The following is a 23,900-nucleotide window of genomic DNA, read 5'->3' as shown; positions in this document are numbered from 1 at the left end:
CCATTCTGGATGCTATGTTTCAAGACAATCCGCTGCTTGCTCAGCTAAAACAGCAACTCCACTCTCAAACGCCGCGAGTAGAAGGCACCGTCAAGGCCACCGACAAAGGGTTTGGTTTTCTTGAAGCCGACGCGCAAAAGAGCTATTTCATCCCGCCGCCGCACATGAAAAAGTCATGCACGGCGACCGGATTATCGCCACGCTCCACACGGAAAAAGAACGTGAAATCGCCGAACCGGAATCACTGGTCGAGCCTTTCCTGAGCCGTTTTGTCGGCCGGGTGCAGAAAAAAGACGATCGTCTGTCCATCATTCCCGACCATCCGCTGCTGAAAGACGCCATTCCCTGCCGTCCGGCCCGCGAGCTGGAACAGGACTTCAAGGAGGGCGATTGGGCTGTCGCCGAGATGCGTCGCCATCCGCTGAAAGGGGATCGCGGCTTTTACGCTGAATTGACGCAGTACATCACCACCGGCGACGATCCGCTGGTACCGTGGTGGGTGACACTGTCACGTCACAATCTGGAACGTACCGCGCCGCAAGCCGACGCCGCCGATCTGAACGACGGCGATCTGGTGCGTGAAGATCTGACCGGGCTGGATTTTGTCACCATCGACAGCGCCAGTACCGAAGACATGGACGATGCGCTGTACGTGCAGGACAACGGCGACGGCACATGGCAGCTGATTGTGGCCATCGCCGATCCGACCGCCTACGTGCCGGTCGGCAGCGAGCTGGACAATATCGCCCGCCAACGCGCCTTCACCAACTACCTGCCCGGCTTCAACATTCCGATGCTGCCGCGCCATCTGTCCGACGACATCTGTTCACTGCGCCCGAACGAACGCCGCCCGGTATTGGCCTGCCGCGTCACGCTCGCCGCAGACGGCGCCATGAGCGATATCCGTTTCTTCGCTGCCTGGATTCAGTCCCGCGCCAAGCTGGTGTACGACGAGGTGTCCGACTGGCTGGAGCAACAGGGCGGCTGGCAGCCGGAGAACGACGCCATCGCCAACCAGATCCGTCTGCTGCACCGCATCTGTCTGGCCCGCGGCGAATGGCGCGCCAAACACGCGCTGGTGTTCCGCGATCGTCCCGATTACCGTTTCCTGCTGGGCGAGCATGGCGAAGTGTTGGATATCGTGGTGGAACAACGCCGCATCGCCAACCGCATCGTGGAAGAGGCGATGATCGCCGCCAACCTGTGTGCGGCGCAGGTGCTGCGCGACCGCCTCGGTTTCGGCATTTATAACGTTCATAACGGTTTCGAGCCGGCCACTATCGACCAGGCGGTCGCCGTGCTGGAAAGCAACGGCGTTCAAGCCACCGCCGAGCAGTTGTTGACGCTGGACGGTTTTTGCACCCTACGCCGTGAGCTGGACGCCATGCCGACCCAGTTCCTTGACAGCCGAATTCGCCGCTTCCAGACATTTGCGGAAGTGAGCACCACACCGGGGCCGCATTTCGGGCTGGGGCTGGAGGCCTACGCCACCTGGACCTCGCCGATCCGTAAATACGGCGACATGATCAACCACCGGTTGCTGAAAGCCATCATCACCGGCGCCGGGGCTGAAAAACCGCAGGATGACATCACCGTACAACTGGCCGAGCGTCGCCGCCTGAACCGTATGGCGGAACGCGATGTCGGCGACTGGTTATACGCCCGTTTCCTGAAGGACAAAGCCGGCACCGATGCCCGCTTTAGCGCGGAAATCATCGACGTCAACCGCGGCGGCCTGCGCGTGCGTTTGCTGGAGAACGGCGCTGTGGCGTTCATTCCCGCCTCCTTTGTCCACGCAGTACGGGATGAGCTGGTGTGCAGCCAAGACACCGGCATCGTGACGGTGAAAGGCGAGCCCGTCTACCGCCAGAGCGATACACTGCAAGTGGTGCTGACTGAAGTACGTATCGAAACCCGCAGTATCATCGCCAAACCGGCGGCCTGATTCTTTTCCGATTCTTGCCAACGCCATCAGATTTCTGGTGGCGTTTTTTTATCCTGCTTTGCGACCGGGATGTCGTCACGCTGTCGACCCCCATCAATTCACGCGCCAACCTCGTCAGGAGAGAGCCTCATGAAGAAAATCCCCCTGGGCAACAGCGCCCTGGCGGCATCGAACATTGCACTGGGCTGCATGCGTCTGGCCAACAAATCGACGGATGAAGCCGTCACCCTGTTGCACACCGCGCTGGATGCCGGCATTGATTTCTTTGATCACGCCGATATTTATGGCGCGGGTCGCTCCGAAGAAGTTTTCGCCGCAGCCGTACACCAGGCTGGCATTGCGCGCGACCGGCTGCTGATTCAGAGTAAATGCGGGATTCGTCAGGGATATTTCGATTTTTCCAGGCAGCACATCATCCGTTCGGTGGAAGGCAGCCTGAAACGGCTCAATACCGATTATCTGGATACGCTGCTGCTGCATCGTCCGGATGCGTTGGTCGAGCCGGATGAGGTGGCGCAAGCGTTTGATGAACTGGAAACCAGCGGCAAGGTACGCCATTTCGGCGTCAGCAATCAGCACCCTTTGCAGATCGCGCTGCTGAAAACGGCGGTGCGACAGCCGTTGATCGCTAACCAGTTGCAGCTCAGTATCATGCATACGCCGATGATCGACGCCGGACTGAACGTCAACATGACCAACGCCGCGTCGATAGATCATGATGGCGCCGTGCTGGAGTACAGCCGGTTGAATAACATGACCATTCAGGCCTGGTCGCCGTTCCAGTACGGCTTTTTTGACGGCGTATTCCTGGATAACCCTCGCTTTCCTCTGTTGAACGACACGCTAGAACGCATCGCCGAACGCTACGACGTTTCGACTGCCGCCATCGCCGTTGCCTGGATCTTGCGCCATCCGGCCAGCATGCAGGTGGTGGTCGGCAGTATGAACCCTGGACGGATCGCCGCGATGGCCGCCGCCTCCGAACTGCGCCTTGCGCGCGAAGAGTGGTATGAAATCTACCGGGCGGCAGGTAACACGCTGCCCTGATGCGCTATCACGCCACGGTGCCGAACCCCGTGGCGGTTTCATCATGATGCTTTGTTCGACTGTCTGGCCGGCTGGCGGTGCGCATCATGACGGGGCGTTTAAAACTCCGCTGTTTTGATTGATGAAATATTTTTCACCTCAGAAATAGATTCCTGCTCACATTTTTGTTGCCTTCCGGTTATCACCTCATGCAGCTGCACTATGTTTTTTTAAGGCAGTTTTTTTAAGGCAGTTTTTTTAAGGCAGTTTTTTTAAGGCAAGGTTCTTTAAGGCACCGTTCTTTAAGACAGGGGGCTTTAAAGCACCGTTCTTTAAAGCAGGATTGCCAGTTCATGCAGTGTTAGCACGCATAATGTCGACATAAATAACCAGAAACACGTTCGGCCGGATACGGCGGCGAACGCAATCAGACTGTGGGTCGCACGGCAGGCGGCGGCATGCCTGTGCCGGTATGACAATGGCTCATACCGCCCACGGCCGGCAGGGACGTTAGCCCGTCAGTGTGACGACACAGCCTGGACACGGGGTTCATCAGGACATTCAGGAGTCTGCACAATGAATACCATCAAAAACCGGGTAATCTGGGTCGGGGTGGCTATCGCCGGCGCGATAGCGTTCGCCATGCTGGCGCTAAGCCAGGGCGAGCACGTCAACGCCGTCTGGCTGGTTATCGCGGCGGTCGCCTGCTACAGCATCGCCTACCGTTTCTACAGCCTGTTCATCGCCACCCGTATTTTCGAGCTCGACGACAGGCGCTTGACGCCCGCAGAGCGACGCAACGACGGCCTCGACTACGTTCCCACCAACAAGTTGGTACTGTTCGGCCACCACTTCGCCGCCATCGCCGGCGCCGGGCCGCTGGTCGGCCCGATTCTGGCGGCCCAGATGGGGTTTCTGCCCGGTACGCTATGGATCCTGATTGGGGTGATGCTGGCCGGCGCAGTGCAGGATTTTCTGGTGCTGTTCATCTCCACCCGGCGCGATGGCCGCTCGCTGGGAGAAATGGCGCGGCAGGAACTGGGGCCGTTCGCCGGCGTAGTCACTATGCTCGGCGCATTGGGGGTTATGGTGATTATTCTCTCCGCGCTGGCGTTGGTCGTGGTCAAAGCGCTGACCAACAGCCCGTGGGGGATGTTCACCATCGCCGCCACCATTCCGATCGCCCTGTTCATGGGCGTTTATATGCGCCTCCTGCGCCCGGGCAAGATCGCCGAGGTTTCGCTGATCGGCTTCGTGCTGATGATGCTGGCTATCATTTACGGCGAGGATATCGCCGCTCATCCGTTCTGGGGCCCGTTCTTTACCCTGAAAGGCACCACGCTGACCTGGGTGCTGGTCATCTATGGTTTTGTCGCTTCGGTGCTACCGGTCTGGCTGTTGCTGGCGCCGCGCGACTATCTCTCGACTTTTCTGAAAATCGGCGTGATCGTCGGGCTGGCGATCGGCATCGTGTTCGCCATGCCGGAACTGAAGATGCCGTCCGTTTCCCGGTTTATTGACGGCAGCGGCCCGGTCTTCTCCGGCAGCCTGTTCCCGTTCCTGTTTATCACCATCGCCTGCGGCGCCATTTCCGGTTTCCATGCGCTGGTCTCCAGCGGCACCACCCCCAAACTGGTGGAGCGCGAAAGCCATATCCGCTTTATCGGGTACGGCGCCATGCTGATGGAGTCTTTTGTCGCCATTATGGCGCTGATTTGCGCCTCGGTGATCGAGCCCGGCGTCTACTTCGCCATGAACGCGCCGACGGCGTTAATCGGTTCGACGGTGGACAACGCAGCGCAAGTGATTAACGGCTGGGGCTTTACCATTACCCCCGACGATCTGACCCTGATCGCCAAAGAGGTAGGTGAGGCGACCATTTTGTCCCGCGCCGGCGGCGCCCCCACCTTTGCGGTCGGCATGGCGCATATCATCACCGATATCTTCAACAGCCGGGCGATGATGGCGTTTTGGTATCACTTCGCCATTCTGTTCGAAGCGCTGTTTATTCTCACCGCGGTCGACGCCGGTACCCGCGCCTGCCGATTTATGGTGCAGGATCTGGCCGGCCTGGTGGTGCCCAACATGGGCCACAGCCATTCCTGGCTGGGGAATCTGGCCGGCACCACGGTGGCGGTGGCCGGTTGGGGTTTCTTTGTCTATCAGGGCGTGATCGACCCGCTCGGCGGCATCAACACGCTGTGGCCGCTGTTCGGCATCGGCAACCAGATGCTGGCGTCAATGGCGCTGATTCTCGGCACCGTGGTGTTGTTCAAGATGAAAAAGCAGCGCTACGCCTGGGTGACGTTGTTACCCACCGCCTGGTTGTTCATCACCTCCATGACGGCCGGCTGGCAAAAGATTTTCCATGAAAAGCCGAGCATCGGTTTTCTGGCGCAGGCGCGCCGTTTCTCTCAGGGTATTGATTCCGGAACGCTGATTGCGCCGGCCAAAAATATGGCGGATATGGAAACCATCGTATTCAGCAACCAGATCAACGCCATGCTGTGCGGATTCTTCATGTTGGTAGCCGTCACCATGCTGATTGCCGCCTTTTTTGTCATTCGTCGGGCGTTGCAAAGCGCCAAACCGACGGCGCATGAAGCCGACGCCATCTGGCGTGAAGGCGGTGTGCATCATGGGCAGTAAATCATTCCGGTATATCCCCGGGGAGGATTTACTGTGCGTAAAAAGCCGCCTTGATCAAAGGCGGCGTTAATGTCGTTCTGGGTACCAGCAACCCTGACCGGACGTTTCTGGCCGTTCAGCGCAATCTAACGTTAACACTCAGACGGTAGCGTTAAGCGCGATGGTGACTTCACCTCGAGGCATGATGTTCAGTCAGCCATAAAGCCGCAGGCGCCGATAAGGCGCCTTTTCTATGTCTCAACGGTGCCCATGTACCGGGCTTTCCTGTTCCTCAGGACGTACAACGCTCCCTGCCCCCCGGCTTTTTATCCGCTTCGACCACAGCGCCGTGATCACCGGCACCAACAGCGACGTAACAATCACCGATGTCGCTACCAGTGCCGTCGCGGCCGGGGCCACCGGTTTGAAGGCCGGCACCATCTCCGCGATCAGCACCGGTGTCGCCACCGCGGCTCCCGCCGAACTGGATGCAGCAATCCCGGCAGTACCGTCGCCGCCGCCGATAAGCCGATCCGCCAGGATTAACGGCACCCCGGTAACGGCAATTACCGCTATACCCAACAGGATCCCCAGCAGCCCGGTCTGCGCGATGACGCTCAGGTCGATGGTATTCCCCAGCGCAAAGGCGAAAAAGGGGATCAGCGTCTGAACGGCACGGCTGAAAAACTCTCTCAGTTCAGGGTCGAGATTGCCGAGCGCAAACCCGATCAGAAACGGCAATACCGCCCCGACAAACACATGTGGTTCAAATGAGGCAATCCCTGCGGTGCCCAGGATCACCATCGTCATCAATGGGCCGGACTCCAGCGACATCAGCACAAACGCACCGGCTTCCTCTTTGGTACCGTACTGCTGCATAACCGAGGCATACAGACCGCCGTTGGTCATGTCCATCGCCGCCACCAGCGCCAGCGTCGATAACCCGGCGAAAAAACCGGCCTCCACACCCTGCTCCGGCAAAAGACGGGACGCCACAGCGGCAACCACCCAGGCAACCGCAATCTTGGTCACGACCAGTGTGCCCGACTTACGTAGTACGGTGCCGGTCGCACTCAACTTGATTGATGCGCCCATACAGAAAAACCACACGGCCAAAATCGGTACCGTACCGGTGATAAGACCGTTCGTGAACGACCCAAGATACTTGCCTGCTCCTGGGGAAAAGGTATGACACAGCGCACCCAGAAACAGCGGTACCAGCATCATGCCCCCCGGCATTTTCTCGATAGTACGTTTGATATGCATAGACTTTTCTGACCTCTCGGATAAACGGAAGGGTGTTGTCGTCGGGAAAACTCCCGGTGAAAAATCGCCACGTTGGTAATCATGCTTGCCTGTTAAAGGGCAGCACCCGCGGAGCGACCGCAGGGGCGGCTTATCCCTCCGGGACTTTCCCGGTGAATCCCCGCCCAGACAAGCTTACCTGAGCGACATGACGGCCAAAGTAGCGGGTTGCCGGGCGCACATCGGTGATCTCACACATAAAATGAAATAATGTTTCTTATTTTGTGATCTTTTATTTCATTTAATTAAAAGCCTTACGCGGCATACCGATCGGGATAAGCGCCGACCAGTCAAAACCCTGGGGAGAACAAACGGGAACATGCGGAAATACATGGAAGACCCGGTAATCCTGCGTCCTCGGGAAACGCCAAACGACGCCGACCGGGAGGCGGCGTCGCGTTATTCACCTGCCGTTATTGGCCGTAATAGGCCTGTTTGCCGTGCTTACGCAGGTAATGTTTATCCAGCAGCGATGTTTGCATCGGTGGTAACGACGGCCGCAATTGCTGCGAAAAGATCCCCATATACGCGATCTCTTCAAGCACGACCGCGTTATGCACGGCATTGTGCGCATCACGTCCCCAAGCGAACGGGCCGTGCGCGTTGACCAATACCGCGGGAATGTCGCTCGGCGATAGCTGGCGTTGCTGGAAAGTTTCAACAATCACCCGCCCGGTTTCCCATTCATAGCGACCGTTGATCTCCTCGTCGGTCATCAGCCGGGTGCAGGGAACCGGGCCGTAAAAATAATCGGCATGCGTCGTCCCCCAGGCCGGCAAATCCCGCCCGGCCTGCGCCCAGATGGTGGCGTGGCGTGAATGGGTATGGACGATACCGCCCAGTTCTTCAAACGCCAGGTACAACACACGGTGTGTTTCGGTGTCCGACGAAGGTTTGCGATGCCCTTCCACAACGTTACCGCTTTCCAGATCCACCACCACCATATCGCTGGCCGTCATTTCGCGGTATTCCACTCCGGAAGGTTTGATCACCATCACCCCTTGCTGACGATCCACCGCGCTGACATTGCCCCAGGTGAACGTGACGAGATGATATTCAGGCAAAGCCAGATTGGCTTCAAGCACTTGATTTTTAATCTCTTCTAACATAATCACCTCCCATCAGACTCTTTTCTTATTCTCACCGTGAGAACGTGATTCAGGTATGGGAGGAATGGCTGAAAAATAGGATCGCTTCTGCTATCCGCGCGGTGACTGCTGGGCAACACCCTCGTGACGAAAATCCGGCCAGTTGATGCAATGGGCGCGCTGGATTAAGAGTTTTTACCTGTTATGAGATTGACCGCCGATTATACTGGTCAGCAGACAATACACAGTGCGTGATGCGTATTACCCCGTAAAAATACACAGCATGACAAGATTTTATCCATGTCCGTCGGCAATATCGCCCGAGATGTGCAAGGACTGGAGTAACAGGAGAAATAAACAATGCGGATAAATAAGAAAATGGCAGTGGCATTGCTGGCTGTGGTGGTGGCAACCAGCCTAAGCGGTTGTTCTAATATGTCTAAACGCCAGCGTAATACGGCGATCGGCGCGGGTATTGGCGCCGTCGGCGGCTCGGTACTGACTCACGGCAGCGCGCTGGGAACCCTCGGCGGCGCAGCGGTAGGGGGCGTGATCGGACATGAGACCAGCCGGTAACATGCGGGCGGGCATATCATGTCTGCCACGCTGAACCTGTAAAGCTAAACCTGTAAAAATGGGCGACGCTGGGGATAATCATGGGAGAGACCCCCGCCGTCGCCCGAATCACCGGGTTCCAACCCACCCACTGCGCACGTACCTGTTTTTATCAGCTGTGCCGGATTAACCGCCCGCCAGCTTGACTTTCATCCCTTTCGCTTCCAACAGCTGTTTCAATTGATCGCGTTTATCGCCCTGGATTTCGATAACGCCATCTTTCACCGCGCCGCCGCAGCCGCATTTCTTCTTCAACTCGGCCGCCAGCGTGTCCAGCGCACCGTCATCCAGATCCAGACCGGTAATCAGGCAAACGCCTTTGCCTTTACGCCCACTGGTTTGGCGCTGAATACGCACCGTTCCATCCCCTTTCGGGCGTACATTTTTCGGCGCTTCTTCACGGATACGGCCGCTTTCCGTCGAATAGACCAACCGGCTGTTATCGTCGTTCATCATGCGTTCCCCAGGGAGGCCAGAATGGCTTTCAAGGTTGCGGCCGGATCGACCGCCTGGGTAATCGGGCGACCAATCACCATATAATCTACCCCAGCCTGCCGCGCCTGCTCCGGCGTCATAATCCGACGCTGATCACCGGCCTCGCTGCCTGCCGGTCGAATGCCCGGCGTCACCAATGTGAACTCACCACCGCACACTTGCTTCAAACGCCTGGCCTCGTGCGCCGAGCAAACCACGCCGTCCAGCCCGCACTGTCGGGTCAGCAACGCCAACCGTTCCGCCTGATCCGCCGGAGAAAGATCAATCCCCAGACCACGCAGATCCTCTTCATCCATGCTGGTCAGCACCGTGACCGCAATCAACAACGGCGCGTCGCTGCCAAACGGCTGCAACGCTTCGCGCGCCGCCGTCATCATGCGTACTCCGCCGCTGGCATGCACATTGACCATCCATACCCCCAGATCCGCCGCCGCCGCGACCGCATGCGCCGTCGTATTGGGAATATCGTGGAATTTCAGATCCAGAAACACCTCAAAACCGCGCTGCTGCAGTTCCCTGACCAGTTGCGGCCCGAACAGCGTGAACATTTCTTTTCCGACTTTTAACCGGCAATCCCGGGGATCAATACGATCAACGAACGCATAAGCGGCATTTTTATCCGCATAATCCAGCGCTACGATAATCGGAGAAGACGTGATGGTATTCAGAGCTGCTTGTTCGCCGTTCACTGAGGTGCCCCCGCAATGTCATGAGTGTGTTGAATCAATTCCGCCGCGCATTCTACCTGTACAAAGGGCTAAATCCCAGCGACGCGCGGAACATCCCACCGGCTAAAATATACCGTCTGCCAGGCCCAGATCGCCATAGGTGGCACTCACGCCGCCGTGTTGGCGCTGTTCATAAAAGTATGTTGTAACTATTTAGGCGTGAAACAGAAAACACCGTAGATACAGAAAACGCTGGGGTTTATTCGCCATCCAATCCATGAATAGGTTTGACTGTCGCCCACGAGCGGCAGGAAGGACAGTGCCAGTACAGCGACTGTGAGGTGAAACCGCATTTGCGACAGCTATAACGCGGCTTGGTCTGAATCTGTTCGCCCACCATGTTGCGTAGCACTGCCAGGCTCTCTTTGGCGCGCCCATCCTCCGCATCACGCAAGTGGTAATCGATCAGCCGATGAAATACCCGCATGGTCGGATGGCGTTGCAATTGACGGGTTACGTACATTTGTGCGGCTTCGGCGCTGTCCAGTTGCTCCAGAGTATCCGCCATCATCAGATCCGCCGTAGAACCGCTCTTCTCTTCCACGCAACGGCGTAAAAAAGCGATCCACCCCTCTGGCTGTTGCAGATACTGATAACATTCGCGCAGCATCGGTAGCGTTTCACTGACAAACTCTTTGTCTTGCTCCAGCACTTGCTCCAACACGCCCACTGCGCGCTCGTACTGCTGTTGCGCCATCAGGATGCGCCCCACCATGATAGAAACCCTGGCGCATTGTTCATCGGCCGCAGCGGCTTTTTTCAACAACCCCATCGCTTTATCCATATCATCGCTGCCCATCGCCTGCAGTGCCTGCTCGCAATAAAAATGAGCGATCTCTGCGCGCAACTGGTCTTTACCCAGTTTGACCAGCTTCTCCGCCGTATCAATAGCATTCGGCCAGTCACTGGTAGATTGATGTATCTGCAATAACTGTTGCAGAGCACCAACGCGAAACTCGTCTTCATCAACCAGTTGTTTGAAGATCCCTTCCGCGCGGTCATACAGCCCGGCGGTCATATAATCGCGCCCCAGTTGCTGTACGGCCAGCAGCCGCTGCTCAAAACTGAGAGACGCGCTTTCCGTCAGCGCCTGATGAATACGGATGGCGCGATCCACTTCGCCGCGAGAGCGAAACAGATTGCCGAGCGTTAGATGGGCTTCGAAGGTATTGCTGTCGTCCTTGAGCATATCGAGAAACAGCTCAACGGCTTTATCTTGTTGATTGGAAAGCAGGAAGTTGACACCTGTCACATACTCTCGCGACAGGCGGTTGGCCTCATCCTGTTTGTCCTGCTGTGCGCTCCTGCGCCCCATATACCAGCCATAGGCGGCGGCAACCGGCAGCAACAGAAACAGCAGTTCTAACATACAGAGTGATTCCTTAGTGGGTAGCCGACTCGGCAGAGCTGGCGCCAGCCTCTCCCGGAACAGTCAGTTGCTGTTCAAGTCGTTTGATTTTACGTTGTTCGCGTGCCAGCGCAATGCGCAGGCGTAGATAAAACAGGCCGCAAATGCCCCACCCCAGAACGAACCCGGCGGCAAACAATGTCGCCAGCAACGTCGATAGCCGGTATTCCCCTTTGGCCAGCAGAAAATTGAAGGTAATGGCCTGATCATTATGCGCGCCCAGCGTGACAGAGATGATGAAGATCGCCAGCAACAGGAGAAAAATCAGTATGTATTTCACATTCAAGCCCTGTGATATCGCCTTAAACGGATGAATTATGCCAGATTTTGGCTGTAGCCCCCACAAAATTAGCATCTCCGCCGCCGGGAAGGAAACGCCATCAGGGATGGTCAGTGTATTTGATAAGGATGGCTGGGTTGACGTGGCGTCGAACTCGCCCGCCAGGAACATCCGGCGGGCGGCGGGGCTTAACGCCTGGCGCGTGTGGACATGGCGCCGCGCCCCGTTCTGTTACGCCGCAATGGCTCGCCTGTCGTTGCAACATCGCCCCGACGCAACAGCCACCAGCCTGCCAGCATGGATAACAGCGCGCTGATGATCGTCGACGCCACCAGATCCCTTGGCCAATGCATCCCCAGCACCAGACGGCTAATCATGACGGCCACCGCCCAGAGCATCAGCAACGCCACGGTGCCGTAACGACGCCGCCCCCCGAGCACGCCGGCCGCCAACAAGGCCCAAGACGCGGCAAACATGGCGTGCCCCGAGGGAAACGCATAACCGTTGCCCTTCTGCCAGTGCAGTTTTAACCAATCCGGCAGCGATGTAGCGTGCTGCAATTGGGCCGCCACCAGCTCGCCACGCGCTGAACCGGGCAGCGTATAAAAATCCTGTACGGCGATCTGCTGGGCCTGTTCCAGCCAGACCACGAAGGGCCGGGGCTCCTGCACCCACACTTTGGCGCACTCCACCACAACCTGCCCCAGCACGATGGTGCCTATCAATACGCACCACAGCGTTACCGCCTGCCGTCGCCCAAGTCCGGCGCGCCAAAGAAACCAGGCCGAAAGAACCAGCGTGGTGAGAAATCCCCACGGCGCGCTGACCGTTTCCGTGATCCAGAATAACGGACGCAGCCACCACCCCGATAATTCTGGTCTCCATTGCCAACCACTTGCCCATACCAACAGGGGAATCACCAATAGCAACAAGGCGCCGGCTACGATGCGACGGGCAAAATACGACATTTTTTCTCCCTATAATTCAGAAGGATATTTAAAAACAAATTTTTCACAATGTTATCAAAAAGGGGGACATACTTTGTCAGTATGACGTAAACTAGCCCACAGAACCGTCAACAACACCGCGAACAGGGTTAGCTACTCTCATATCAGGTCAATGCTGACCGAGCACTGTAGGCTCAGGGTGCTTTCAAGGATTCCGGTAGTATCTGATCAACGATTCTTCCTCGTCGCACAGCGGAGGGATCAATCATCATTGCTTTGGAGATAAACATGCAGCTAAAACGGGTGGCGGAAGCCAAACTACCCACCCCGTGGGGCGACTTCCTGATGGTAGGCTTTGAGGAAACGGCGACCGGTCGCGATCACCTGGCGCTGGTCTATGGCGATATTTCCGGCGCAGAGCCGGTACTGGCCCGGGTACATTCAGAATGCCTGACGGGAGATGCGCTGTTTAGTCTGCGCTGTGACTGCGGCTTTCAGTTGGAAGCTGCGCTGAGCCATATCGCTGAAGCAGGGCGCGGCGTGTTGCTTTACCACCGTCAGGAAGGCCGTAATATCGGCCTGTTGAACAAGATTCGCGCCTATGCGCTGCAGGATCAGGGCGCAGATACCGTGGAAGCCAACCATCAGTTGGGATTCGCCGCCGACGAGCGGGACTTCACACTGTGTGCAGACATGTTCAAATTATTGAATGTCGATGCCATACGACTGCTGACCAACAACCCTAAAAAAGTTGAGATATTGGCGGAAGCCGGCATCAATATCACCGAGAGAGTGCCGCTTATTGTCGGCCGCAATCCGAAGAACGAAAAATATCTGAAGACCAAGGCGGCCAAAATGGGCCACCTGCTGGATATCAAGTAATACGCGCAACGCCTGGCCTGACTCCGCCAGGCGTTTTTGCCTCAGTGTTTGATAATGTAAATATCCTTGCTGTAAAAATCCCCTTTCAAATCAGATCGAAACCCGCCGACATAAGGTTTCACCATCTGGCTACGCACATAGTAATAGATTGGAATCAGCGGCATTTGCTGTTGCAGTATGGTTTCCGCCTGATGGTAGTAGCGATTACGTTCATCCAGCGTACCGGCCAGCGCGGCCTTTTCCAGCAGGCCGTCATACTCTTTGTTGCTGAATCGGGTGGAATTGTTGCTATCGCCGGTACGTAACGTATAGAAATAGGTCGTCGGTTCATTGTAATCCGCCCCCCAGGAACTTCTCACCAGATCGAAATCCCCGTTACGCATGGTATCCAGCATGGTTTTCCATTCCTGATTAAGCAGCGTCACCTCTGCCCCCAGATTCTGCTTCCACATCGAACTGGCGGCGATCGCTATCTTCTGATGCGCTTCGGACGTGTTATACAACAACTGGAATTTCAGCGGATGCGCGGCGTCATACCCGGCTTCGGCCAACAGTTTTTTCGCCTGTGCATTGCGCTGCTGCTGCGTCCAGTCCGCCCATACCGGCTGCTGACTCGTGTACCCGGCCATCCCCCGCGGCACGTAGTTGTAGGCAGGCAGTTGCCCCTGACCCAATACTTTTTCCGCAATGATCGCTTTATCCAGCGCCAAATCGAGCGCCTGCCTGACACGCGGATCGTTAAACGGCGCTTTAGTGGTGTTGATTTTATAAATGTAGGTCGACAATTGCGGTGATACCCGCACTTCGTTCGGCAGCTCGCTTTGCAGCGCTTTGAACAGCTGCGGCGGCATGGTGAACGTCACATCCACCTCTCCTGCCTTGTAGCGGTTCACTTCTGCCGTGTTGGCGACGATCGCCAGATAAGTGACCTGGTTCAACACGGTATGCGCGTTGTCCCAGTAGTGGGGATTACGCTTGGCGACAATGCGTTCATTCACCACCCACTCCACCGGCGTAAACGGACCGCTGCCGACAAAATTGCCCATCTGCGTCCATTTATCGCCGTATTTTTCCACCACGGCTTTCGGTATCGTACTGGTCACGTAGTGATCGACCATCGGCAGAAAATACGAGAGCGGCTGATCAAGAGTGATCTGTACCGTTAGCGCGTCCAGCGCTTTGACGCCCAGTTCCGACGGCGATTTTTTGCCCGCGATGACATCCGCCGCATTCAGTACATGCATACTGGCGACAAAAGATTGATAAGGAGACAACGTTTTCGGATCCGCCAAACGCCGCCAGCTGAATACAACATCATCGGCACTCATCGGGCTACCATCCGACCACGTCATTCCGGGGCGAAGATGGAAAGTCCACACGCGGTTATCCTGATTCTCCCAGCGTTCAGCCAAGCCCGGCGAGACCGAACCATCGTCGTTGACCTGCACCAATTTTTCAAAAAAATCGTGAACCAGATTGCCTTCCACATCGCTTTCTGCACGCTGCGGATCCAGCGAAGCGGGGTCGGAACCGTTGGCGCGAACCAACGCCTGTTTATCCGCCAGTTGCGTCCCGGCCGGCACCACGGCGGCCGATGCAGCGCCCGCACTGAGCGCACCGAATAAAACCAGCCACCATGCTTTCTGATTTCTCATTTATCCTCCATATAATTTTTTATTATGAATCATGACGTTACCCATGAATACTCATACCTCATCCCATCAACAAGCTCAAGCGGACACCGCCGTTTATCGGTGTCGTCCGCCACACATGTTAAACCAGGGGATCGGCCGGAAACGACGTCAACCTCACGCGACCTGGCTCCTTTTGTGGTTATCGCGGCCTTTTGCCGCCCGGCGTCTGCTGCCCTACCATTTTGCGGATCACATACTGCAAAATGCCGCCATGCTGGTAGTAGGCCAGTTCATTCGCGGTATCGATGCGACACCGCATATCGACGTGTTGCGTTTCACCATCGTCACGCCTGAAGATCACTGTGACCGGTGCTCCCGGTTGCAAGGCATCCAACCCGGCGACAAACACGCGCTCGTCGCCGGTCAGACGCAAGGTGTGGCGGCTTGTGCCCGCAGGAAACTCCAGCGGTAAAACCCCCATGCCGATCAGGTTAGATCGGTGGATACGCTCAAACGACTCGGCCATCACCGCCCTAACCCCTAACAAACGCGGCCCTTTGGCGGCCCAGTCGCGGCTGGAGCCGGAGCCATACTCTTTGCCGGCGATCACCACCAGCGGGATACCTGCATCGCGATAGCGTACCGCGGCATCGTAAATGGTCATCTCCTGCTGCGATGGAATATGTCGGGTGAAGCCGCCTTCCCGTCCGGGCACCATTTCATTGCGGATACGAACATTGGCGAAAGTCCCCCGCATCATGACCTCATGATTGCCGCGCCGCGCGCCATAGGCGTTGAAGTCAGGCTCGGCGACGCCGGATTGCAGCAGGTAGCGCCCCGCCGGGCTCTCGCTACGGATGCTGCCCGCCGGCGAGATATGGTCGGTGGTAACAGAATCCCCCAATAGCGCCAGAATACGCGCTTCGCTGATGTCGTTGACCGGGGGCGGCTGATGCGTCATCTCGTCAAAAAATGGGGGTCGGCGGATATACGTGGAATCCGCCGGCCAGCGATAGGTCGGTTCCTCGCCGACCGCGATCGCCCGCCATTCCTCGCTCCCCTCAAACACCGCAGCGTACTCATGGCGAAATTGCTCAGCACTAACGCACTGTAACGTCGCGGCCACTTCCGCCTCGTCAGGCCAGATATCGCGCAGATACACCGGATGGCCCTGCGCGTCGTTGCCCAGCGCGTCCCGAGTCAGGTCAACGCGGATATTGCCCGCCAGTGCATAGGCCACCACCAGCGGCGGCGAGGCCAGCCAGTTGGTTTTTACCAACGGGTGGATGCGGCCTTCAAAATTGCGGTTCCCGGACAGTACCGCGGCGACGGACAGATCATTCTGTCGGATAGCCGCTTCAATCGCGTCGGACAACGGGCCCGCATTGCCGATACATGTGGTACAACCGTAGCCGACCAGATGAAACCCCAGCGTCGTCAGCGGCGCCAGCAGACCGCTACGCGCCAGATAATCGGTGACGACACGCGACCCCGGCGCCAGCGACGTTTTCACCCAGGTTTTGCTGCGCAATCCGCGGCTGACGGCGTTACGTGCCAACAACCCGGCCGTCATGAGTACGCGCGGATTGGAAGTATTGGTGCAGGATGTAATGGCGGCAATCACCACCGCACCCGCATCAAGCGGCGCAGGCTCACCGCCAGCGATCGGTTTCTCCCTACGGCGCGTTTCCGCAGTAGTCGTAGACAACGCCTGGCTAGCGCGAAATGCCTCCGGCACATCGGCCAACGCGACGCGATCCTGCGGGCGGCGCGGCCCCGCCAGGCTGGCTTCCACGGTTGACATATCCAATTCCAGCCGGCTACTGAAACAAGGCTCATCCCCCGGCTGACGCCACAGCCCCTGTCGCTTGCTGTACGCCTCGACCAGTGCTATTTGTTCTTCACTGCGGTTAGTGAGCCTCAGATAATCGAGCGTCACGGCATCAACCGGGAAGAAACCACAGGTTGCGCCATACTCCGGCGCCATATTGGCCAGCGTGGCGCGATCGGCCAGCGGCAGGGTGTCCGAACCCATCACCGAAGAATTCGACGAACTTGCCGACCACGCCATGCCGACGCAACATCTGCGTGACGGTCAGTACCAAATCCGTCGCCGTGATACCCGGCGCAAGCTTTCCCGTTAGTCGAAATCCCACCACATCCGGGATCAGCATGGACACCGGCTGCCCCAGCATCGCGGCTTCCGCTTCGATCCCCCCGACGCCCCACCCCAGTACCCCCAGCCCGTTAATCATGGTCGTATGCGAATCCGTGCCCACCAGCGAGTCCGGGAAAACCAGCAATGACGTGCCCCGTCGCTGCGACCACACCACTTTCGCCAGATATTCGAGATTCACCTGATGGCAGATGCCCGTACCGGGCGGGACAACGCGAAAATGCTGAAACGCCCGTTGGCCCCAGCGTAAAAACGCATAACGTTCATGATTTCGCGCCATCTCCAGCCGGGTATTGTCCGCCAGTGACTGAGCGTCACCGAAATGATCGACGGTCACGGAATGGTCGATAACCAGATCGACCGGCGTCATCGGATTGACCCGACTGACATTGCCCCCCAGCCGTTTTACGCTATCACGCATTGCTGCAAGATCGACCACCGCCGGGACGCCGGTGAAATCCTGCATCAACACTCGTGTAGGTTGAAATGCAATTTCTCGATCGACATGGCCGTGCTCCTGCCACGCCACCAAGGCTTGCAAATCCGCCTCCTGGACGAATTCGCCACCATAGTGGCGTAACAGGTTTTCAAACAGAATTTTCAACGATTTTGGAAGCTTATCAACGTTGCCCAACCATTTGGCGGCCAACGACAAACTAAAATAGGCGTAGGTATTTTGACGGATAGCGAGGGTATTAATACAGGCATCGCGGCGTTGTGATGGCATGATGCATTCTCCCGGATGAACAGCGTTGTCTCAAACCGACCTTCCGCTGGTATTGCATCCTGCAGACATCGCTGCATGCTGTTCAGGGTCGCCATCCGGCGCCCCGTTAATCATCATTATCGAGACTCATTATTAAAGATAACACAAATTATGATTAACATATTTTTAACAAAAAATAGGGTATCCGAAAATAACTGAAATACTGTTTTTTTAATTATAACCACCGGATTTTTTAATAAAAAAAAGCACATAGGGAAAATTGGGAGAGAAAATAATGCATCCACGACTACGATTTCAGTAACGGCACTTGCGATGTATCGCACATCCGGCCATGGTTATTTATTGCAATATTGCTTTACATCTTCTTATTAAGAATTTATCGATAATTAATCACTACACACAGTAAAGATTCTCAATGCTCGCGATGGAAGGAATGGTATATGAAATTTTATTACCGGCCAGGAAGCAGCGCGTTATTTCCACATATCATTCTATGTGAGACACGTGCTCGTTTTTCTCTGGACAACGTTGATACGCGCACCAAAAAGACTGAACAAGGTCAGGACTATTTGCTGATCAACCCGAAAGGGCTGGTTCCGGCGCTGGTTCTTGACGATGGGTCTATTCTGACGGAGTGCATTGCAATTTCGCTCTATCTGGCGGATAAAGCGCCGCAATATAACCTGATCGCGCCGCCGGCGACTATCCACCATTATCATGCCATCGAATGGCTGAGCTACATCGCCACTGAACTTCACAAATCCTTTACCCCGCTGTTTCGCCCTGGCACGCCGGAATTGTACAAAGACCTGCTGCGCAGCTATCTCACACAGCGATTCCGCTATCTGAATGAAGTATTGGGAGAGCACGACTATCTGGTGGGAAACCGTTTCGGCGTGGCGGATGCATACTTGTTTACGGTATGCCGTTGGGCGCCTGAATTTAAACTGGATCTGATACAGTTCCCGGCGTTGCTGGCATTTCTGGAACGGGTATCGGGTCGGCCGTCGGTTGAAAAAGCGTTAACGGCTGAAGGGCTCGAGGTCAAATACTAAACGAGCGCCGCCGTTGAACGGGAGCGAGGCTGACGACTATGCTACAGCCCGCCAGCCTCCGACCTGCAACGCACGCTGTGGTAGCAGACATGCGGCGGGAGATCCTTCCCTTCCGCCGCCTGCGCCAACCGAACGGTGGCCTCAGAGGCGCACGGCCTCGAAATGGAAACGCGGCCTGACCATATTCTCCTGCGCCGCAACCAGTTGCAGTTCATACTGCTGCATTTCGCTGGTCGTCAGCATGACCTCATAAACGGCGGCCGTCGTGTGTTCCAGCGCACTCTCCAGCGTCGCGCCCTTCAGCAGATTGACCAACAACAGTCCGCTGGTCAAATCGCCCACGCCGACAGGCTGACGTTCGCCGAAATCCACCAGCGGACGGCTGATATGCCAAGCCTCTTCCGGCGTCACCAACAGCATTTCAAACCGATCGTGACGATAGGCGGCGCGGCTGAGATGTTTCACCAACACCACTCTCGGACCACGCTGACACAATAAGCGGCTGGCGGCTACCGCCTCATCCACGGTATGGATAGTCTGACCGCTCAGTAATTCCAGCTCCGGCAGATTCGGCGCGATCGCATCGCTCACCAGCAATGACTGATGACAATGAAAATCCGTCACGCCGGGCGGTACGATGCACCCTTTCTCTGGTGTGCCCATCACCGGATCGCAAAAATACATCGCCTGCGGATTGGCGGCCTTCACCCGCCGGACAATATCGAGGATATGACCGCCCTGCTCCGGCGAACCAATGTAACCACTCAATACGGCGTCACAATCTTTCAGATGACCAATGTTGTCGATCCCCTGGGCGATTTCCGTTAAATGCGATGCCGGCATGACGCACCCGGTCCACTGACCATACTGCGTATGGTTGGAAAACTGGACGGTATTCAGTGGCCAGACGTTAACCCCCATACGGCGCATCGGAAACTCCGCCGCACTATTCCCTGCGTGACCAAATACCACATGTGACTGAATCGACAATATATTTTTCATTAGACTCACTGCCCCTGCCTGCATGATGCGATGTGTTGTTATCAGATTGGTCTCGTCATGACACACGAACCCTTACTTCACCAACCCGATGAAACGGCAACGGAATAATGACGAGACGGATCTGACATGCACCGCAAAAACAAAAGGGAGCGCTCGGCTCCCTTGCGATGAAGAATCAGGCTTTCCAGCAAACCAGACAGTAATTTTTCTTGCCGCGGCGCAACAACGTATAGCGGCCAAACAGACGATCGCTATCTGCCAAGACGTACTCCGGATCAGATTGCTTCTCGCCGTTGATGGTAATGGCGTTGGACGCAATGGTCTTGCGCGCCTGTCCGCGGGAAGGCTGCAATTCGGAATCCACCAGCGCCTGTTGCAAGTCGGCGCCTTTCTCCAGCTCCACCATCGGCACCCCGTCTTGCGCCAGTTGCGCAAAATCAGCTTCGGTCAGCTCACCCAGATGGCCATTGAACAGACTCTGCGTGATACGTCTGGCCGCAACCAATCCTTCTTCGCCATGCACCAGCCGCGTAACCTCTTCCGCCAAAACAGACTGGGCGCGCGGCGCGGTGCCGCTGTTCTTGTCTTCCTCTTCCAGCGCATTGATCGCGTCAATATCGAGGAAAGTGAAGAATTTCAGGAACCGATATACATCGGCGTCGGCAGTGTTAATCCAGAACTGGTAAAACTTGTACGGGCTGGTTTTCTTCGGATCCAACCATACCGCGCCGCTTTCAGTTTTACCGAACTTGGTGCCGTCGGATTTGGTGATCAACGGTACGGTCAGGCCGAATACCTGTTTCTGATGCAGACGACGGGTCAAATCGATGCCCGATGTAATGTTGCCCCACTGGTCGGAACCGCCGATCTGCAACTCCACGCCGTGCAGCGCATTCAGCGAAGCAAAGTCATAACCTTGCAGCAGGTTATAGGAAAACTCGGTGAACGAGATACCCACATCATCGCGATTCAGGCGTTGTTTGACCGCTTCTTTATTGATCATCTGATTGACGGAGAAGTGCTTGCCGATATCACGCAGGAACGTCAGCACGTTCATCGAACCGAACCAGTCATAGTTGTTGGCGGCGACTGCGCTGTTTTCACCACAATCAAAATCCAGAAACGGAGCGGCCTGGCGGCGAATTTTATCCACCCACTCGCTGACAGTTTCTTCGGTATTCAGTTTGCGCTCCGCCGCTTTGAAGCTCGGATCGCCGATCAGGCCGGTTGCTCCGCCGACCAGCGCCACCGGTTTGTGACCGGCCATTTGAAAGCGTTTCAGGCACAGCAGCGGCACCAGATGTCCCAAATGCAAGCTGTCGGCGGTCGGATCAAAGCCGCAATACAGTGCAATTGGCCCTTGCGCCAGTCGCTCTGCCAACGCAGCCTCGTCAGTGACCTGGGCCACCAGGCCCCGCTCTTGCAATTGTTGAATCAGATTGCTTGCCATCAATGTCTCCATGTATAAACGACTGCACCTTTGCCGGTACACGGCTTTTCGCCTCTAACGGCGAAAGAAAAATTTAGCGTGACATAGAATAAAGCGCCGACACCGTGAGTGCCAGCGCTTAGCACAACAAATTGCCGGGTTTTACGGTGCCAGGCGGTCAATCACCCAGCCACTTTCCTGGCGCTGGTAAAGGAAACGGTCATGCAACCGGTGCTCGCCCCCTTGCCAGAATTCTACGGAATCGATGTGTACCCGATAACCGCCCCAGAAACTGGGCAACGGGACTTCGCCATTCTGAAATTTCTGTTTTATTTCAAGGAATTTGCTTTCCAGAATACCGCGCGTAGAAATTCGGCTGGACTGTCGGGAGACCCAGGCGCCGATCTGGCTGTCCTTGGGACGACTGTGGAAGTATTTCAGCACCTCCAGCGGGGGCAACTTTTCCACACGACCCAAAACGATGACCTGCCGCTCCAGCATATGCCAGGGAAACAACAGACTGATGCGGGGGTTGTTCGCCAGTTGCTGCGCCTTACGGCTGCCGAGATTGGTGTAGAACACCATCCCTTTTTCATCATAGTGCTTCAGCAAGACGATACGTTGGTAAGGTTGGCCCTGTTCGTCCACCGTGGCGACGCACATGGCGGTCGGATCAGCAAGCTGCGCTTCGCAGGCCTGTTTCAACCAACGCTCAAACAGATCCAACGGGTTATCGGTGAGATCGCGGCGGCGCAACCCGCCACGGGTATATTCGCGTCGTAAATCAGCGATATCGATCTGATGCGCCTTATCTCCCGGCGCGGTGAGTACCTGATTACGTGAATTGTCGTGTTCTGCTGTCATTTGAATCCTGCCATTGCCTGCGCGGGCGAAAAATGTGCCCACATTCTGCGCCGCAACCGTCAAAATCTCAATGCAGCCCCCCATCCTCTACCGGAGCGTACAATCGCTGACGATGATCCTTTCGCCACGCATGATGAAGGCCTGGCGCCCTTTGCTCCAGAACGTGTATCGATTATCGCTATAGCGTGTGCCGGATGCGGCAGGCACTTCAGGCAGCGTATGGCTTTCGCCGTCCAGTAGAAAGACAACCTGTTTTGCCGACTGCGTCACGGTAAGGGGCATCGTGCCGCATTGATAGTACAGGATCCGGGATTGCGGTTTGGGCGCTATCAGCGCACACCCGCTCAACAGCGCAATTCCGCATACTGCCAGCCATGGTTTCATTCGGGCGTTCTCCTGTCATATTGCTATCCAGACGCCCGCAACCGGAATGGTCTCGGGTTGCAGGCAACACTCACAGTCTAGCAATAGCGATACTCCCTCGGGCTCGGCGAAATCCGATTAGGCCGACCGGTTCGCCGGAAAGATGGCGCCCAGAACGGTTGCGTTCCTCGCCCCGGTGACGGACGGCAAATTGCCGGCAAGCCCCGACATCGTTCGGAATGCCAGCCAGGCGAAAGCCAGCGCCTCCATATCATCGCCACGAATACCGTATTCGTCTGTAGCACTGACATGCGACATCGGCAACTGTCCGGCAAGTTGCTGCATCAGCAACGGGTTGCGCGCGCCGCCGCCACACACCAGAACCCGATCGCATCGGCCGTGCAGCCTAATCTGTTCGGCAATGCTGTTGGCGGTCAACGCCGCCAGCGTCGCCTGAACATCTTCAACAGCCAGAGGCGAGAATGCCGCCAGCTGTTTCTCCAGCCAGGCCAGGTTGAAGTATTCGCGCCCGGTACTCTTCGGCGCCGACAAGGAAAAATACGAATCACCCAGGAAATGCGCCAGGAGCTCCGGGCAGATACGCCCCGTCATCGCCCAGACGGCATCTTTATCAAAAGGCAGAGCACGATGTTGAGCGACCCACGCATCCATTAGCATATTTCCCGGCCCCGTGTCGTACCCCAAAATAGGCTCTCCGGGAAATAGCAGGGACAGGTTGGCGATACCACCGATATTTACCACGACCCGCCTCTCCGTCGGATGTTGCAGCAATGCGTGGTGAAACGCAGGAACCAGGGGCGCGCCCTGACCGCCCAGAGCGACATCCCGGCGGCGAAAGTCGCCGACCGTGGTAATACCGGTCATAGCGGCAATATGATTATTATCCCCAATTTGCAGCGTACAGGGCGCATCACCGTAGGGTTCATGCCACATAGTCTGCCCGTGACAACCGATTGCAACGATATCTCCAGCGCCAAGACGGTTATGCGCCAACAATTGCAGTACCGCATCGCCAAACAGCACGCCAAGCCGGGTATCAAGATGACCGAGCGCAGAAAGCGTCACCGCCTGCCCCTGATTCATTGATAAGATCGCCTGCCGAATCGACTCCGGCATAGGATGAAAATAGCTGGCCAGTTGCGTTATTGAGCGTGCATTGATGTCTGCCAATACAACATCAACGCCGTCCAGACTGGTGCCAGACATAATGCCTATATATTTACCTGCACGCATGGGATTCACCCGGTATGTGGGGATCACGTGAAAACGAGAGTTCGTAGTT

At 56.5% G+C, this 23,900-nt stretch carries 18 protein-coding genes and 2 pseudogenes; 6 read left to right on the top strand and 14 right to left on the bottom strand.

From position 1 onward, the window contains the following. The first annotated feature begins 14 nt into the window (after positions 1-14). The 3 genes and pseudogenes from DPA2511_RS21385 to DPA2511_RS08810 all read left to right on the top strand — a co-directional run bounded on the left by DPA2511_RS21385 (position 15) and on the right by DPA2511_RS08810 (position 5,620). A pseudogene (locus DPA2511_RS21385) lies at positions 15-1,945 on the top strand (exoribonuclease II). A 129-nt stretch (positions 1,946-2,074) separates the two neighbouring features. After that, positions 2,075-2,992, top strand: coding sequence for an aldo/keto reductase (locus DPA2511_RS08815; protein WP_012765323.1), 918 nt, complete (start codon positions 2,075-2,077; stop codon positions 2,990-2,992). A gap of 555 nt (positions 2,993-3,547) precedes the next feature. After that, on the top strand, positions 3,548-5,620 hold the full coding sequence (locus DPA2511_RS08810) for a carbon starvation CstA family protein (RefSeq protein WP_012765322.1): 2,073 nt from the start codon (positions 3,548-3,550) through the stop codon (positions 5,618-5,620). 237 nt (positions 5,621-5,857) lie between these two features. On the opposite strand, the gene kdgT is transcribed toward DPA2511_RS08810, so the two are convergent. Both kdgT and araD read right to left on the bottom strand, forming a co-directional pair. Next, the gene (kdgT, locus tag DPA2511_RS08805) at positions 5,858-6,865 is read right to left on the bottom strand and encodes a 2-keto-3-deoxygluconate transporter (RefSeq protein WP_012765321.1); all 1,008 of its coding nucleotides are present in this window, start codon (positions 6,863-6,865) and stop codon (positions 5,858-5,860) included. A 452-nt stretch (positions 6,866-7,317) separates the two neighbouring features. Continuing rightward, positions 7,318-8,013: an L-ribulose-5-phosphate 4-epimerase gene (gene araD, locus DPA2511_RS08800; RefSeq protein ID WP_012765320.1), complete on the bottom strand. Its 696-nt coding sequence runs from the start codon at positions 8,011-8,013 to the stop codon at positions 7,318-7,320. A 339-nt stretch (positions 8,014-8,352) separates the two neighbouring features. Here araD and osmB point away from each other — a divergent pair, with 339 nt between their 5' ends. Then, positions 8,353-8,568 carry an osmotically-inducible lipoprotein OsmB gene (gene osmB / locus DPA2511_RS08795; RefSeq protein ID WP_012765319.1) on the top strand — a complete coding sequence of 72 codons (216 nt, stop codon included), beginning with the start codon at positions 8,353-8,355 and terminating at the stop codon, positions 8,566-8,568. 165 nt (positions 8,569-8,733) lie between these two features. Here osmB and yciH read toward each other — a convergent pair whose 3' ends face one another. The 5 genes from yciH to pgpB all read right to left on the bottom strand — a co-directional run bounded on the left by yciH (position 8,734) and on the right by pgpB (position 12,486). Beyond that, positions 8,734-9,060: a stress response translation initiation inhibitor YciH gene (gene yciH / locus DPA2511_RS08790; RefSeq protein WP_012765318.1), complete on the bottom strand. Its 327-nt coding sequence runs from the start codon at positions 9,058-9,060 to the stop codon at positions 8,734-8,736. Next, complete coding sequence (gene pyrF, locus DPA2511_RS08785; RefSeq protein WP_012765317.1) at positions 9,060-9,791, bottom strand: orotidine-5'-phosphate decarboxylase; 732 nt, start codon at positions 9,789-9,791, stop codon at positions 9,060-9,062. The genes yciH and pyrF overlap by 1 nt, the downstream gene beginning before the upstream one ends. Before the next feature lie 238 nt (positions 9,792-10,029). Continuing rightward, entirely contained in the window at positions 10,030-11,199 is a 1,170-nt protein-coding gene (lapB, locus tag DPA2511_RS08780; RefSeq protein WP_012765316.1) for a lipopolysaccharide assembly protein LapB, read from the bottom strand. 13 nt (positions 11,200-11,212) lie between these two features. Further along, a complete protein-coding gene (locus tag DPA2511_RS08775) occupies positions 11,213-11,518 on the bottom strand; it encodes a LapA family protein (protein WP_012765315.1) in 306 nt (101 codons plus the stop codon). A gap of 188 nt (positions 11,519-11,706) precedes the next feature. Continuing rightward, positions 11,707-12,486, bottom strand: a complete 780-nt coding sequence (pgpB, locus tag DPA2511_RS08770) for a phosphatidylglycerophosphatase B (RefSeq protein WP_012765314.1) — start codon at positions 12,484-12,486, stop codon at positions 11,707-11,709. Between the two features lie 267 nt (positions 12,487-12,753). Between pgpB and ribA the strand changes: the two genes are divergently transcribed. Continuing rightward, positions 12,754-13,347 (top strand): GTP cyclohydrolase II, encoded by a 594-nt coding sequence (ribA, locus tag DPA2511_RS08765; RefSeq protein WP_012765313.1) that lies wholly within the window; start codon positions 12,754-12,756, stop codon positions 13,345-13,347. 41 nt (positions 13,348-13,388) lie between these two features. On the opposite strand, the gene DPA2511_RS08760 is transcribed toward ribA, so the two are convergent. Then, complete coding sequence (locus tag DPA2511_RS08760) at positions 13,389-15,002, bottom strand: ABC transporter substrate-binding protein (protein WP_012765312.1); 1,614 nt, start codon at positions 15,000-15,002, stop codon at positions 13,389-13,391. A 178-nt stretch (positions 15,003-15,180) separates the two neighbouring features. Continuing rightward, a pseudogene (gene acnA / locus DPA2511_RS21380) lies at positions 15,181-17,884 on the bottom strand (aconitate hydratase AcnA). 440 nt (positions 17,885-18,324) lie between these two features. Here acnA and gstA point away from each other — a divergent pair. Then, the gene (gstA, locus tag DPA2511_RS08750; protein ID WP_012765310.1) at positions 18,325-18,939 is read left to right on the top strand and encodes a glutathione transferase GstA; all 615 of its coding nucleotides are present in this window, start codon (positions 18,325-18,327) and stop codon (positions 18,937-18,939) included. 141 nt (positions 18,940-19,080) lie between these two features. Here the strand turns inward: gstA and pdxY are convergent, their stop codons facing one another. The 5 genes from pdxY to anmK all read right to left on the bottom strand — a co-directional run bounded on the left by pdxY (position 19,081) and on the right by anmK (position 23,851). Then, positions 19,081-19,941: a pyridoxal kinase PdxY gene (pdxY, locus tag DPA2511_RS08745; protein ID WP_012765309.1), complete on the bottom strand. Its 861-nt coding sequence runs from the start codon at positions 19,939-19,941 to the stop codon at positions 19,081-19,083. Positions 19,942-20,116: 175 nt separating this feature from the next. Next, on the bottom strand, positions 20,117-21,394 hold the full coding sequence (gene tyrS, locus DPA2511_RS08740) for a tyrosine--tRNA ligase (RefSeq protein ID WP_023638264.1): 1,278 nt from the start codon (positions 21,392-21,394) through the stop codon (positions 20,117-20,119). Positions 21,395-21,532: 138 nt separating this feature from the next. Then, positions 21,533-22,234 carry a pyridoxamine 5'-phosphate oxidase gene (gene pdxH / locus DPA2511_RS08735; RefSeq protein WP_012765307.1) on the bottom strand — a complete coding sequence of 234 codons (702 nt, stop codon included), beginning with the start codon at positions 22,232-22,234 and terminating at the stop codon, positions 21,533-21,535. An 87-nt stretch (positions 22,235-22,321) separates the two neighbouring features. Continuing rightward, the gene (locus DPA2511_RS08730) at positions 22,322-22,618 is read right to left on the bottom strand and encodes an MliC family protein (protein WP_012765306.1); all 297 of its coding nucleotides are present in this window, start codon (positions 22,616-22,618) and stop codon (positions 22,322-22,324) included. Between the two features lie 117 nt (positions 22,619-22,735). Continuing rightward, positions 22,736-23,851 carry an anhydro-N-acetylmuramic acid kinase gene (anmK, locus tag DPA2511_RS08725; protein WP_012765305.1) on the bottom strand — a complete coding sequence of 372 codons (1,116 nt, stop codon included), beginning with the start codon at positions 23,849-23,851 and terminating at the stop codon, positions 22,736-22,738. Positions 23,852-23,900: the final 49 nt, after the last annotated feature.

The sequence above is a fragment of the Musicola paradisiaca NCPPB 2511 genome (assembly GCF_000400505.1).
Taxonomy (GTDB): domain Bacteria; phylum Pseudomonadota; class Gammaproteobacteria; order Enterobacterales; family Enterobacteriaceae; genus Musicola; species Musicola paradisiaca.
Note: the sequence above shows the minus strand (reverse complement) of the source record. Positions and strands in the feature narration are given on the sequence as shown.

Excerpts from the sequence above, each read along its gene's own strand:
- DPA2511_RS08815 (WP_012765323.1), top strand. The coding sequence starts at position 2,075 with ATGAAGAAAATCCCCCTGGGCAACAGCGCCCTGGCGGCATCGAACATT.
- DPA2511_RS08810 (WP_012765322.1), top strand. The coding sequence starts at position 3,548 with ATGAATACCATCAAAAACCGGGTAATCTGGGTCGGGGTGGCTATCGCC.
- kdgT (WP_012765321.1), bottom strand. The coding sequence starts at position 6,865 with ATGCATATCAAACGTACTATCGAGAAAATGCCGGGGGGCATGATGCTG.
- araD (WP_012765320.1), bottom strand. The coding sequence starts at position 8,013 with ATGTTAGAAGAGATTAAAAATCAAGTGCTTGAAGCCAATCTGGCTTTG.
- osmB (WP_012765319.1), top strand. The coding sequence starts at position 8,353 with ATGCGGATAAATAAGAAAATGGCAGTGGCATTGCTGGCTGTGGTGGTG.
- yciH (WP_012765318.1), bottom strand. The coding sequence starts at position 9,060 with ATGAACGACGATAACAGCCGGTTGGTCTATTCGACGGAAAGCGGCCGT.
- lapB (WP_012765316.1), bottom strand. The coding sequence starts at position 11,199 with ATGTTAGAACTGCTGTTTCTGTTGCTGCCGGTTGCCGCCGCCTATGGC.
- pgpB (WP_012765314.1), bottom strand. The coding sequence starts at position 12,486 with ATGTCGTATTTTGCCCGTCGCATCGTAGCCGGCGCCTTGTTGCTATTG.
- ribA (WP_012765313.1), top strand. The coding sequence starts at position 12,754 with ATGCAGCTAAAACGGGTGGCGGAAGCCAAACTACCCACCCCGTGGGGC.
- DPA2511_RS08760 (WP_012765312.1), bottom strand. The coding sequence starts at position 15,002 with ATGAGAAATCAGAAAGCATGGTGGCTGGTTTTATTCGGTGCGCTCAGT.
- gstA (WP_012765310.1), top strand. The coding sequence starts at position 18,325 with ATGAAATTTTATTACCGGCCAGGAAGCAGCGCGTTATTTCCACATATC.
- pdxY (WP_012765309.1), bottom strand. The coding sequence starts at position 19,941 with ATGAAAAATATATTGTCGATTCAGTCACATGTGGTATTTGGTCACGCA.
- pdxH (WP_012765307.1), bottom strand. The coding sequence starts at position 22,234 with ATGACAGCAGAACACGACAATTCACGTAATCAGGTACTCACCGCGCCG.
- DPA2511_RS08730 (WP_012765306.1), bottom strand. The coding sequence starts at position 22,618 with ATGAAACCATGGCTGGCAGTATGCGGAATTGCGCTGTTGAGCGGGTGT.
- anmK (WP_012765305.1), bottom strand. The coding sequence starts at position 23,851 with ATGCGTGCAGGTAAATATATAGGCATTATGTCTGGCACCAGTCTGGAC.